7 protein-coding genes are annotated in these 13911 nt (G+C 63.6%); 1 reads left to right on the plus strand and 6 read right to left on the minus strand.

Translation table 11 applies throughout. The annotated features are described in order from the left end of the window. A partial coding sequence (locus L979_RS16565; RefSeq protein ID WP_231559317.1) for a hypothetical protein occupies positions 1–359 on the plus strand: 359 nt, incomplete at its 5' end. A gap of 173 nt (positions 360–532) precedes the next feature. Here the strand turns inward: L979_RS16565 and L979_RS00010 are convergent. The 6 genes from L979_RS00010 to L979_RS00035 all read right to left on the minus strand — a co-directional run bounded on the left by L979_RS00010 (position 533) and on the right by L979_RS00035 (position 13883). After that, entirely contained in the window at positions 533–1597 is a 1065-nt protein-coding gene (locus tag L979_RS00010) for a DUF3644 domain-containing protein (RefSeq protein ID WP_047687846.1), read from the minus strand. Positions 1598–1602: 5 nt separating this feature from the next. After that, positions 1603–2994 (minus strand): Shedu immune nuclease family protein, encoded by a 1392-nt coding sequence (locus L979_RS00015; RefSeq protein WP_047687848.1) that lies wholly within the window; start codon positions 2992–2994, stop codon positions 1603–1605. Positions 2995–3002: 8 nt separating this feature from the next. Next, positions 3003–6404 carry a Swt1 family HEPN domain-containing protein gene (locus L979_RS00020; RefSeq protein ID WP_047687850.1) on the minus strand — a complete coding sequence of 1134 codons (3402 nt, stop codon included), beginning with the start codon at positions 6402–6404 and terminating at the stop codon, positions 3003–3005. Positions 6405–6465: 61 nt separating this feature from the next. Continuing rightward, positions 6466–7476, minus strand: coding sequence for a PDDEXK nuclease domain-containing protein (locus L979_RS00025; protein ID WP_052209231.1), 1011 nt, complete (start codon positions 7474–7476; stop codon positions 6466–6468). Positions 7477–7479: 3 nt separating this feature from the next. Further along, on the minus strand, positions 7480–10311 hold the full coding sequence (locus L979_RS00030) for a DUF1156 domain-containing protein (protein WP_081993467.1): 2832 nt from the start codon (positions 10309–10311) through the stop codon (positions 7480–7482). Further along, positions 10308–13883 carry a helicase-related protein gene (locus L979_RS00035; RefSeq protein ID WP_231559318.1) on the minus strand — a complete coding sequence of 1192 codons (3576 nt, stop codon included), beginning with the start codon at positions 13881–13883 and terminating at the stop codon, positions 10308–10310. Before L979_RS00035 ends, L979_RS00030 begins: the two co-directional genes overlap by 4 nt. Positions 13884–13911 lie beyond the last annotated feature (28 nt).

Genomic DNA, 13911 nt, shown 5'->3' on the forward strand with positions numbered 1-13911 from the left:
CCTGCGGCTGGATGCGCGATGGATCGGCCTACCGGCTTCCCTTGTCGGTGCTCCTCACCAACGCTTCCGCATCTTCGCCCTCGCCCGGCGCACTGTTCCGCACCCCGCTGGCAACGGACTCATCGCGCGGCGGGGAAACGCTCGATCAGGTGCGAGCAAGGCGTGGGACGATCGCGCTGTCGCATCAGATCATCGACTTTACGCTCCACGGACCGGGTGGCTCACCGAGCAGGAGAGGCGAATCGGAGACGCTGTGGTCCCTGATCGACGGACTGTTCGGCGCTGGGGACGGTACGCCGACGCCATCGCCCGCTGGGAGCGAATCACCGGGCGACCCGCGCCAGCACCAGCCCTCCTGAACAACGCCGACGGCCCCCGCCCAGCACCGGCATTCGTCGAATGGCTCATGGGCTTGCCCGCAGGCTGGGTTACCGACACCGACCACCTGACGCAGAACCAGCAGATCACGGCGCTCGGCAACGGAGTCCTGCCACTACAGGCTGCGCAGGCACTCGATCTTCTGGAAGCCCGCTCAGGTTCCGTCCAAGGCCTTCATGGTCGGTGCGCGGCCAAGTAGCGCTTGGTACTTCTCGGCAGTATCGACCGCTCCGACTATCCGGTCGACGAGTTTCGGCCGGTATACGAACTGCTTGAACGCCGGTGAGTAGACGCAGTAGCCGTCTGACTTCGGCAACTGCTCCTTGTCGCCGCTCTTGGCCGGGCCGATCTGCCACGCCTTCCGGATGGCGGTGAAGTCGTTGACTCTGAACCTGAAGGGAATGCGCTGCTCCACCGCAGCCGCGGCCGCCTTGTGGAGCATCTCGTCACCGTGGATCGCCTCTCTGTACTTCTCCGCCACGATCACGCTGCCGTCTTGCCCGAGGAGTGCCTGAAGCTCTTCCTCGCTAAGGTCGTCCTGGCGAACGAAGTTGAGTGCGAGGTCCGCCTCCGTCTTTGGCCCCTTCATCGGAAGCAAGAGGAGTCGGTAGGCGAATCGCTCATCGCTTCGGATGTCCTCCGGCAGGCCGACTTGGAACTCGGTGATGAAGTTCGAGACGGTAACGGGCAGTCCACGTCGGAGGTTGCGTTGCTCCTCGTATCTCGACGGGCTGAGGGACTGCACGAAGACAGGGAACTTCAGTTCGGAGCCAAGCGTCTCGCGAGAGCCGAACCTGCGTACGAGTTCCGCCTCGAAGTTGATTATGCAGGCGTGCGCCTCTGCGGCTGTAGCGACCAAGACCGAGTCCTGGAATCGGTGCTCTACGTGATTCCGCAGCCCGACGAAGAACTCGACGTTGGCCCTGATCGGGTCGTTGTCCTTGAACTCGTGCTTCAGGCACTGGCTCAGGTCCCAGGTCTTCTTGGAGCCATCCGGGTTTCGCTTGAAGATGCGTCGACCGCCCGATTCGCGGTAGAAAATCTCGGCCTTGCGGCGCATGCGGTCAGCGTGAAGTAGGTTCTGCCACGCGAGGTGGATGTGGACGATGAAGTCACTGAAGCTGCGTCGATCACCGGGACGGTTGTAGAAGTCGATCGCGACAAGCGCCTGTCGCCGGGCCTCGTCAAGCGTGTGCCTCCATGCAGGTGGGCGTGCCATCTCGATCAGACCTCCTGGGCTGTGGGCGAGGCCGGCGTAAGGAAGTCACGAAGCAGTCTCAGTCGCTCAAGAATCTCGTCGTAGGTCACGATCGTCACGCTGCGGGAGTTCGCGCGATACAACTCGAACGACTTCTGTCTTGCAGGATCGCTGGCCGATGGTGTCCGTCCGGCAACCACGAAGCAGGAGACCGCGTAGGACTCCAAGTCCCATTGACGCGAGCTTTCCTTCAGGCCGGCGAGGTTCTTCGTCAGGTTGTACGCCTGATCGAGTACCTGGGAGACTGCGCCGTTGAGCTCCTTCGATGGACCGAATACACCCTGCCGGTACTCACGCGCTTCCAGCAGCTGCGTGGCCGGCTTCTTGATCTCCACCAGAGCAATGTTGTTCGTGAGCGAGTTCTTGAACAGGTAGTCAGCGATCTTGTCGCCGCTTCCAGAGAGTCCCCGACCGCCTACGTTCGCTCCAGAACGCACACTTACCATTGGGGCCCCGAAGACCTGTTGCAGCGCAAAGGCGTTGTCATCGAAGAAGGCTTGCCAGTAGGGCTCGGCCTTGCCCTGTTCCAGTGCCTCTGCGTACGCCTCGATGAGGCGATCAAGGCTGACGAGCTCGATGTCTCGCTTGAGCTGCTGAAACTTCTGGGGTGATCCAACTGCTATCGCTGCCGACTCGGACGCAACCGCTTCGACCAAAGCATCACGTTCAACGCTACTGAGTTCTTCGATCCCGTCGGCGGCCTTCGCGATCACGCGCGAGTCCGGGTGCCGCCCAAGCGAGAAGTCCGCGCTGGCGAGACCAAGTGTCGCGGCGAGGTTGTTGTGTACGAATACGTCCTTCACTCGACCCGCCGCACGATTTCCCCGGTCATTGATCCGACCGATCTCGGCCCAGATCGCGGCGAACCGCGATAGGCCGAGGTGGAACCCTGTCCCGTTGATTGCGGCATTGTTGCCATCAGTGAAGATGATCTCTGTGCAGGGAGTGTTGGTCTCGATCAACCGAATCAGCCGATTGCAGTCCTTGAGCAACCCGAGCCCGTAGGCGAAGTCCTTGACGAATCCGGGCGGCAGCGTCTCAAAGATTGACTCCAGGTCGGATCCCTCGAAATACTCATCCAGCAACGACGTTTCCAGGGAAAGGGTCCGCACCTGCTCGTACTTCGGGCCAAGGTACTCGCTGTGGTTTGAGAGGGTGTTGATGGGGTGAATCTTCAGGATGCCCGTAGTGGCGTCGAACTCCACGAGCTTCACACCTTCAGCCAAGCGCCGGTGTGCCGACGACTCTTCATGTGGTAGCTCGGTCGGAACGAAGAAGGCCTCAACTCGACCACCTTCGTCCACCGTGCGGACATCGAGGCGACCGATGTTCGTCTGATCGTTTCCGAATCGCGCCACCGCTACCCTCAGCTCTTCTCGAAGCCGGAGCTGGGGTCGAACTTGAGGACGCGGGCGTTCTCGCCGATGGTGCGGACTTCGGATTCGTCGAAACCTTCCGGCTTAGTGGCCTGGATGTCGATGGTGATCTCAAGCCGCGCGCCCGCCCCGGCGAGGCGATCGATGACCTCGCGGGTCACGTTGCCGATGTCGCGGGCGTAACGGTCGGAGTCGATCTTCACCGATCCGAAGAACCGGGCAAGGACTGCCTCCAGCGCAGACTCGGCCTCAGACGACTCATCGCCTTCGGCGGACGAGCTGCCCGTCCACACGAAGTCAACCGGCCCAACGGCAGCAGAGTCACCGTCGGTCGAGGCGACGCTCATCGACGCCTCCCGCAGGGCAGCGAGCCGGTCTTCATCGGCCTGCTTCTGGGCGCGGTCGGACTCGATGAGCAGTGTGCTGTCAGTCACCTGAATCCGGGTGTTCGGGTTTGGCCCCACGTGCAGGCTGTGGTAGCGGCCGGTCTCGGCGTCCTTGCCAGATGCGATGGCGAACCGTTCGTTGTCGACGAGCACTGCCGAAAGTGACTGTTCGATGGCGTTGTCGAGCACTTCGCGTCGGACGAGTCGGGGCAAGTAGATGTAGCGGGTGAAGTAGCCCCACAGCTCACCGACGGTGATTTCGCAGACGTCGCGCCAGAGTGCGCCGAGTTCGTTGTGCAGGGTCGCGCCGAGAATCGGCGCGCCGAAGTCGGTGACGAGTTGATCCTCGCGCCCCAGCTTGGCGCTGACCCGCTCGGCCAGCGAGCGCCCGCCGGAGTCCGGCACCCTGTCAGCGACGAGTTCGAACGGCTTGGTCGGGTCGAACTGCTCGGGGTAAACCGCCCAGCCGAAGGTGTCGCGGATGCGGTCGGAGACGGTCTGATCGAGCCGTGAGACCCAGTCGTCGGTCTGCTTGCGCTGCTGCGCGGACAGGTTGAGACTGTCGCTGGTGGCCTGGACTCGCTTCCAGCCGAGGTAGCTGCGGGTGGCGGCTTCGAGGCTCTCCAACTCGCTCTTGTCGGCAAGCAGGAAGATTAGCGTGTTGCGGTGGATGCGCTGGCTGGCGCCCTTGCGTTCGATAGCGTCGCGGACCCACGCATGCGCGGCCGAGTCGGCGCCGTCCTGCTTGCGACGGGCGTGCCGGGGGTGGGCGATCACCAGGCGCGTGTCTTCGACGTCGGGGATGTCGGCGGACGACGATGGCGCGATGTGGACCCGGTCGAACTCGCCGCGTACGCGCTCTTCTCTTTGGAGGCGGCGGGTGATCTCGTTCCAGACCGTCTCGACATCCTCGCGGAGACGCTCGGCGTAGTCGTTCGCGGTCTTCGTGACGGACGGCTGGGTGTCGAACCAGTAGTGGCCTTGCTCCTCGTAGAAGTAGGTCGAGCGCTGCGCCAGCAACTCAACGGCGCTGCCGAAGTTCCCGAGGGCGTCGCCGGGGACCGCGGTGCCGAGCCAGAGGTACTGCTTGTCGAGTCCCTTGCGGGTGCTCTTGATCCTGGGGGCTGCGCCCATGAAGATCGTGCGGGCGATGCGCTGGGTGACGAACCGCTGGCCGAGATTGGGGCGGTCGAGGTCGATCTGCTGCGCGGTCGAGCCTGGGCCATCGATGTCGGAGTCGATGATCGGCTTCCACTGGTCTTCGAGGTACTGCGTCAGGTCCGTGTTCACGGTCGTCGCATCCATCGGCACGTTGCCGGGCAGGATCAGCGGCGATGCGTCGTTGGATGCCCACAGCTCGTGGACGATCGAGGAGACGAGCTTCAGCACGCCGCGGGTGCGCTGGAACCGCTCCAGCGTCGACCAGTCCTCATACAACCGGTCCAGCAGTTCGGGGTGCAGCGGGTAGGACGCGCGGATGCGCGTCTCGTAGTCGTCGTTCGGCGATGCCGCATCGCGTGGGAACAGCGCTGTGTTGTTGCGGTACAGGTTCGTGAAGCTGCGCGCCACAGCCGAGATGGTCGTGAGGCCTTCGGCGTTCGGTGCCTGGAACAGTCGGCGGCGGACGATCTCGAACGACTCGTCCTTGCTCGACGGACGCCACTGGTCCGCGACGCGGCGAATCACGTTCTGGAGGCGTTCGAGCGCGAGCTGGCCGTTCGCGCCACCGATCTCAATGTCGCTGCCGCGTCCGTCGGTGCCGGTGTCGGATGCCGGGATCGAGACCACGAGCATCACTCCCGGCACGGAACGCACGATCTCCGTCAGCGACTGCGCGAAAGTGAACTGCGTCTCGAATGAACCGGACGGGAGTTCCTTGTCCGTGACGAGCTGGCGCGCGTACGCCACCCACTCGTCGATCAGGATCAGCGACGGCGAGTAGCGCACGATCAGAGTGCGCAGCGCCTCACCGGGGTTGGTGCCAGCGCGATCGTCCTCGGCGATCAGGTCGTAGGCTTCACGACCGCCGAGCTGCCAGGCCAACTCGCCCCAGAGCGTGCGAACCTCGGTACCGTCGTCCTTGATGATCGGCGACCCAGCCTTCAGGTAGGTGCCGACGAGCGCGACCCGACGAACATCGAGCGCGCCGAGATCGGGGTTGCCGTTCGCGGCGATGAGTTCCTGAAGCTCCTGCGGAAAGTCCTTGACCGGAGTGCCGCTGAACAAGTGGTACAGGGCCAGCATCGAGTGCGTCTTGCCGCCACCGAAGTTGGTCTGAAGGTTCACCACCGGACGCGCGCCTGCCTCGCCGTTCAGGCGGCGCAACGCCCGCGACAGCAGGTCGCGCAAGCCCTCGGTGAGGTAGGTGCGAGTGAAGAACTCGACCGGATCGCCGTACTCGGGGCTCGTCGCCTGACCCGTGTGGACAAGGTGAAGGTCGGCCGCGAACTCCGACGCGGTGAACGCGCCCCGCGCCACGTCATCATGGGGACGGATCACCTCACGCCACGGACGCAGCCCGGAACCAGGTTCGAGCGACACCTTCGTACCCTTCACCTGCTTGCGGGTCTGATCCTCGAACACCGTGCGCTGTAGATCGACGCGCAGCTTCCGTACGTCCTCTGCAGAATCGACCGCACCGACCGCTTGCAGCAGACGCACAATCGTGTCGAGCGCACGCGATGCGTCATCGGAGCTGAAGGGCTCGTTGTGCGCCCACAGGTTCCGGGTCTCGCGCAGCTCGGAGGCGAAGCCTTGCTGGGCGCGGGAGAGCACGTCCCTGAAGTGATAGCCCTGCTCGGTGATCGCGCGGAGCTGCACCTGCACATCGTGCTTGGTCAGCGTGCGCAGCGGCCCGCCCCGGCGCTGGGCATCCTCCTTCGCCCACGCGGCCGGCCAGTCAGCAGTCTTGTAGGCCCGCGTCATGACCTCATCGACCTCGTCCAGGAGCCCCTCGGAGAGCAGGTCGAAAGCCTTGCCCACTCGATCTCGGTTGTTCATTGCCATCGTTGTCTCCTAGAACCCACTACTTACTGCCGACGAGGCTGCATCCAGCGCCGGCCAATCCCTACTCATCAATGTCTTCTTCCGCCGCTGCGGTGAGCTGCCTCCGCGCGATCCGCTCCTGTGCCTCCCGGTAGACCGCCTGAATACGGGCCTGGAGCTCCGCCTTCGGAGGCAAGGTCGTCCAGTATTCGGCGACCACGATCCCGTCCTTGTGCAGTTCGAGCAGCTCGATCTGGTCACGGCTCGCCTCGGTACACAGGATGAGGCCGATGGGCGGGTTCTCGTCGGGCTGGCGCTCGTGCCTGTCCAGCCACTTCAGGTAGAAGTTCATCTGGCCCTGGTAGCTCGGCTTGAACTTGCCGACCTTCAACTCCACCGCGATCAGCCGACGCAGTGGACGGGAGTAAAACAGCAGATCGAGGTAGCAGTCGTCACCATCGAAGGTCATGCGCTTCTGACGCTCGACGAACGCCCACCCACGACCGACCTCCAACAGGAACGCCTCCATGTCGTGGCGCAGAGCCGCTTCGAGGTCACGCTCCAAGAAGGTGTCGGCCAGCCCGAGCATGTCCAGCAGCACCGGGTCGCGGAAAGCATCCAGCGGAACTGCCGAGCCCTCGGGAATCTGCGAGTCCGCGATCTCACGGCGCTCGAACGCCTTGCGCGAGATGGCATAGCGCAGGTCACGGACGCTGAGATGGCGGTCGATGATCTCCTTCACGTAGAAGGCTCGTGCGTCGTCGGTTGCGAGCGGAAGCAGCTCGCGGAAGTGGGTCCAACTAACTTGTTGCGCCAGTGATGCAACAAGCTCCTGGTCGTGCCCGGCGCGTCCTTCGCGCAGCACGGCCACGTCGATCAATCGACCGATGTACCAGTTCCGCAACGTCAAGGTGGCGTTCACCTGCGCGGCCGCGAACGCCTGCGCCTGGTCGATCAGAGCCGACACCTGCTCTACGAGTTCGCCGCCCTCGGCGCTGACCGACTCCGCGATGGCCCGGAACGGCGTCAGGTCCGCGCCAGAGCGACGCGCTGCTGCGCCACCGCTCCGGGCTTGATCTCGACTGCCAGCCATGACCTAATCCTCGTCCTCGTCGAAGTCGAACACCTGCTGTGACGAGCGTGGCGTCGAGGCGTACTTGCGAGCTTGCTCGTTCACGTCGCCCCAGGCACTCACCAGACCGTTGAACAGGATCGCATCCTTCGTATCTTTTTTCTTCTCAGCCTCCCTGAACAGCCAGAGAGCCATCTTCTTCACCGCATCAGCGCTGACTCGGGTCTGCACGACTGGTAGAAGCTCGGCAACCTTGTCGACGCCATCCTTTGCCATCATTGCGGCGAGACGAACCGTGGCTTCCCAAACACTGACATGTTCATCGGACTCAATGTCCCAAGACTGGTTGAGGGCCGACGGAGATAACAGCCGCGCTTTCCCACCTTTCGCTTCGAAAATCCCTCCTCGCTCCAACGCCCCGAGCGTGGTGCCGGCCGACTGCGCCATCGAGATGGCTGTGCCGGAGACCTCGGTACCCCAGCCAAACTGTCGATACCATTTTGCTGCGAACCTGGTGTCCGCGTCGGCACCAGACAACTCATCTACTACCTCATCTAGAGTCGTGTTGATGAGTTCGAGCGCATCTCTGACACTCATGTCAGAGCCGTCTGACTCGCGCACCCGTGCGTAGCGTGAGAACACGGCAATACCGGGGCCAATTGCGGCTTGGTCCAGGTCAACCGCTGCGATCGAGCCTTGGATCAACGTACGCAGTGCCTCAGGCAGTTCGGACTTGAGTGCGGCGACAAATGCGCGGCGGGTCGTTGCTGGGGCATCCTCGGGGCGTGGGCGACAGGCGAGCACGATTGAGGACGCAAGGGCATTCGTTCCGACGCTAATCATTCGGCCTCCGCGCTCACTGCGCATGGGCCAAGTCGCGGTGATCTCCCACCCGGCATCTATCAGGCCGTTCAGCAGGGTGTGCCACCCAGTTGATGATGTGCCTGCATCGCGCGTGTCCTGCTGCTTATACGCGTAGTAGACCGTAAGTGGAACATCGAGGTTAGCCCCTTCGCGGATGTGCGCGAATACCGAATTGAATCCGGCGACGAAGAACTTCTCTGCCCCCTTCTTCCCGTTGTGGCGCTTGGGGTTTGCGACAAGTTCCTCGGCCTTCGGAGTGAGGAGGGTCCCGACGGTCTTTGAATGAGTCTGGCGCAAAGAGCGCCGAAGCCACACGTAGAAATAGTCGGAGAGGTCTGAGTACCCGATGTTGTCGTAGTACGGCGGGTCAGTTGAGATCGCAAGCCCGTGATAGCTGCGAGAGGCCGCATCGGACTGCGTGACGAACCCAGTAGGCGTAGCCGGAAGATGATCGATAGCTCGAACGATCCAGTCGATTTGTCCGACGAAGTTGCCAGACGACCCCGAGAACGGGTTCACCTCGACGTAGTCCCACACCATTGGGATCGCCTGCCGCGCGAAGACACCACGCGTTCCTTCACGTGCGGTGTTCCAGCCTGTCAGTGATGAGTTGTAGTCGGTCATCCTGCTGACAGCCAAACCGAGATAAGTAGCAACGGCATCGGCGTATGCTTCGGCGCCGCGGCCGCCATCCTCAAGACGGTCACCCTGCGGCATACCTGCGCCGCGTGCGTCGGCGAGGACTCGGTCGCGGGCGTCGCCCACAAGGTCACTGAGAGTCGTCAACATAGACAGTTGGCGATTGGTAAAGGCGTCTGCCCATGTCGGCATTCCATACATCGGAAGGCGATCAACATCATGGTTGCGCGTCGGCACCTCCTGAGACGGAACATCATCCGGCCGGTCGACCCGCGCGGCTCCAGCATGCTCTTCGCTGGCGGACAGGTAGATGCGTCCGCCCTTGTTCTCCGCAACTACTGCGACGAGATGTGCCCCAACTCTCTGAGCCTGAGCCTCATCTCGAATGTACGCGTTGGGGATGACTGTCCCATCGCCAACGGCGCGACCCGTGCCACGAACGACAGTCCCGTCATCATCGCCCGTCGGTCCGTAGGCATCGTGCCGGACTTCATAGCGCACGCGTCCGTCGGTAACCTTGGCATCGATCCAAGCCTCTTTACCCTTCTTCTTGCTGAGCCACCACGACCGTGCCAGTGGGACCTCGATGGGGTTAGCCGGATTGGGACTCTTGACGGTCCGTGCCCATATCCAGGCGATCACAGTGTGCTCTGTGCCACCAGGAGCGGTGATCTTCGGGTAGTGATGACCAATCTGCTTCACGGCCTCGTCACGCATCCATTCGCCGTAGCGGCGAACATCCTCTGCAAGACCCTCAGCGCGGTTCCACCCGGTTTGAGTTCCAACTGCGCCAGGGAAGACTGGTTGCATACCCGCGAACTGTGGAGGAATCTCAATCAACGCCTTGTTGATTAGTACAGCCAGCGGGTTGAGATCGCTGGCATGCGCCTCAAGGCCGAGACGCTGCGCTTCAAGCGGGATTGCTCCACCACCGGCGAAGGGATCAAGCACAGCGGGCAAGTCACCGTTGTTGCTCTTGCGAATCTCCTCGCGCGCCTGCCGTAGGAGGGTCTCGTCGTTGCTGTTCTCCCAGACAACGAGCTTCTCCAGCAACGCATGGAGTCGTGCGCGCTCTGCATCCTGAGCCTCGACAGTCGGGAACTCGTCAGGGCGTGATGACGGGTCATCGACGAGTTGAGCGAAGAGAACTGCGCGCGCTGCTGCGAGCGGCCGACGTGCCCAGTACAGGTGCAGTGTCGAGGGGTGCCCGTGCCGGATCGACTTCTCACGCGATGCCTCGGCGTTGATTGCTTCCAGCGGTAGCGAGACTTCGATGAGCTTCTTCTTGGGTGCGTTGGTCACTGTGCTTCTCTCGCTGGCGTCGGGCTGGTTGCTGTCAGTGGTGTGGGTCATCGCGGTGGTCCTCCGCGTTCCCAGTAGTTGCGCCAGACCTCGTTGTAGGAGCGGGTGGTCGCGGATGGCTCAAGGTGGGTGAAGGCGTCGCTCACGTAGCGCAACCGGTCGTTGTCGGCGCCGCTGGTCGAGACCTCGACCAGGGCGAGCCGGTGCCGGTCGCCTTGGGTCTGGGCGAAGGTGATCTCGTTGGTTGTGATGGTGAAGGTGTCGGAACCTTCGATGCGGCCCTTGACCTCGATGTAGTGGACGAAGCCGTTCCGGTCGGTGGACTGGATGTCGTAGCCGGGGTTGTTGCGTGGCATCTCGACGGGTTCGCGTCCGAGTGCTCGCTCGGCGGCGAGCACGGCGTCGACGGCGCGACGCTCGACTTCCGCGGTCTGGCGGGCAAAGGTCTGCGCTTCAGGCTCAGCATCGGTCACAAGAAGCGCACTGGGGAGGATCAGCGCAGCGCCGCGGATGACGGCGGGCACGGCGACAAGGTTGGTGGCCTCGTCGAGCTGTTCGAGGCGGTGGCTCAGGCGCTCATCGAGCTGCCGAGCGCGAACGAGTGCGGTCTCGGCGCGGAGCCGACCGACGGTGCCTGCTCGTTCGAGGGCTTCGAGGCGGTTGTGTTCGCGATCCCAGTGGTTGATCTCGGCCAGCAGGCGATCCTTCACCTGCATTCGGGTGCGCGCGGTCTCGATGTCGAGTCGGGTCTTGATCTCGTCCATGCGGGGCTGGAGCCCTTCACGGTAGGCCCAGGCGCGCACGAGCTTCTCGTGGTTCTGTCGCGCCCAGTCGCTGCCCGTGATGTCAGCGATGGCTTCGGTCTCGGTCGAGTCGGGGCGGTCGTAGTCGAGGTATGGGGGTGCTGCGGACACGGTGACGGTGCCGTCTTGTTCGAGGAGCGGGTAGTCGAAGTGATGAGAGACCGTGTCGGCATCGGCAGCCGTATTCTCGATGCGCTGCTCGACGCTGAACATCAGCATCGGCGCATCGGTCTGCTTGGTGCGCCGATCGACCAGCACCGTGCCTTGCTTGAGAGTGGGGCCGAGGTCGTCAATGGTCGCCTCGATCACGACATGCAGCAACGGATGGCCTGGTGCAATCAGGGAGGCATCGGCGAGACCGTCGGGGTGCATCCGTGAGAGTTCGAAGGTGATGCGCTCGTACTGCTCGGCGACGGGCGCCCATCGGTTGAGGCGACGCGCAGCGTCGATCACGCGGGCCGGAACGCGGGTGATCTCGTAGCGCCCCTTCTCCCGCTTACGGATACGCCCGCCGAGCCGTGTGAGCGCGGGGAGGAAGAAGGCGGCGATGTAACCGGGCTGGAGTCGGCGTTCACGGGCCTTCTCCATACGTGCCCGAACTTCGTCGAGGTTGAGTGCGGAGAACATCTCGGGGTGGAGGGCGCGTTCCGCGAGCATCTCGTCGAGGCCGTGAGAGACACCGGCGTCGATGATGCGGTCGAGCTTGGCCTTGACCTGGGGCTGGTCGCCGTAGCGGATCGCCTCGATCAGCAGGTCACGCAGCGAGCGCTCTTGGAAGGCGTCGGCGTCGCCGAGTACGTTGAAGAGGTTGCCGTTGTAGGCGATCGACATCTGGTCGATCTTCGCCAGCAGCCGGGTGAACACGTCGCCCTCGCGGGTGTCTCTGGCGACCATGTTCCACAGGTGGCAGACCTCGCGCTGGCCGATGCGGTGGACGCGGCCGAAGCGCTGCTCGATGCGGTTCGGGTTCCAGGGCAGGTCGTAGTTCACCATCAGTTGCGCACGTTGAAGGTTCAGGCCTTCGCCAGCGGCGTCCGTGGCGAGCAGGACCACGGTGTCGGGGTTGTGGGTGAAGCGTTCACGGGCGAGCTTGCGATCTTCGCGGCGGGTGCCGCCGTGGATGGTGATGACCGAATCGGCGCGGCCGAACTGGGCGGTGATCTTGGCTTGCAGGTAGTCGAGGGTGTCGCGGTGCTCGGTGAAGATGATGATCTTGCGAGCATCGCCGGAGCCGTCGTGGGTCAGGAGCTGCTCGTCGAGGATGGTGCGCAGCTGGACCCACTTCTTGTCATCGTCTTGCAGCCGGACGCGCCGGGCGACCTTGATGAGGTCTTCGAGAATCGCGATCTCAGCCCGCAGCTCGGGGATCGTCTGCGCGGCCGTGGCAAGATCGACAACCTGGTCTGCCTGCTCCTCGAACTGGGCTCGCTCCTCGTCGGTCGTCTCCTCGTCAAAGTCCTCGAAGTCATCGACCGAGAACGCGGGCAGTGCGTCACTTCCGAAGTCGAGCGTGGTCTTGCCTGTCGTCCATTCGTCGATGTGCGAGGAGATAGGAGTGCTGAAGCGGGCATCGTCGGTGATGCGCTGCATGTCGCGCAGTTTTGTGTCGAGGCGCTGCTGGCGTCGTTCCAGGGACCGCAGGATCGCTTCGGGGCTGGAGGCGAGGCGGCGTTGCAGCACGGTGAGCGCGAACCCGACGTTGTTGCCGCGCTTCTTGTCCCCGGCCTGGGCGATCCGCTCGGCCCGTCCCATCTCGGTGCGGACATACTCGGTGACCAGTTCGTAGAGATCGCGCTCTGCCGGGCTCAGCTCGTACTCGACGGTGTAGGCCCTGCGTTCGGGGAACAGCGGCTTGCCCTCGAAGGTGAGCAGGTCTTCCTTCACCATGCGGCGCATCAGTCCGTCGGTGTCGGTGCGGTGCACGCCCTGCCGGTACTGACCCTCGAAGCGGTCGCGATCCAGCAGCGACATGAACAGCTGGAAGTCCTCCTCCTTGCCTGCATGCGGGGTCGCAGTCATCAGCAGGAAGTTGTGCGCGGTCTCCGACAACAGACGTCCGAGCTTGAACCGCTTGGTCTCATCGACCTCGCCCGCCCAGGACGAGTAGTGGGCCGACATGCGGTGGGCCTCGTCAACGACCGCGACATCCCAGGTGACCTCGCCGAGCTGCTCGGTCAGGTCTTCGCTGCGGGAGAGCTGGTCCATGCGGGCGATCGAGAACGGATGCTCAGCGAAGACGTTGCGGCCCTGGGCGTCATCGACCATCTGGCGGCTGAAGACCTCGAACCGCAGGTCGAACTTCTGGCTGAGTTCCTCCCGCCACTGCTCCACCAGCCCGCCCGGCGCGACGATGATCGCTCGCTCGCAGTCCGAGCGAAGGATCAGCTCCTTCAGGTACAGCCCGGCCATGATCGTCTTACCCGCGCCGGGGTCATCGGCCAGCAGGAACCGCAGCGGGATCCGCGGCAGCAGTTCCTCATAGACGGCGCGAATCTGGTGCGGCAGCGGGTCAATGTCCGAGCTGTTGACCGCGACCATCGGGTCGTAGAGTGCCGCGTACTTGATCCGCAGCGCCTCGGCCGCGAGCCGGAACTCGTCCGGATCGGCATCGTAGGCGGGAGCGGAGTCGAAGTCACCCGCGACCTCGAACCGTGCCGCGTCGGCATCGGTGATCGCCTGAGCGCCGCTGCGACCGGAGTCGTCACGGTAGAAGACCTCGAACAGCTCAGCGTCGATAGGGTCGATGGCGATTAGGGTGACCGTCTGCCCCGGCACCAGGCCGCGGAGGCGCTGCCCAGCGCGCAGCGTCGCGAGCGTCAATGTCGCGTCGGTCGTCGCGTCTGTCACG

The sequence above is a fragment of the Kocuria sp. ZOR0020 genome (assembly GCF_000800955.1).
Lineage (GTDB): Bacteria > Actinomycetota > Actinomycetes > Actinomycetales > Micrococcaceae > Kocuria > Kocuria subflava.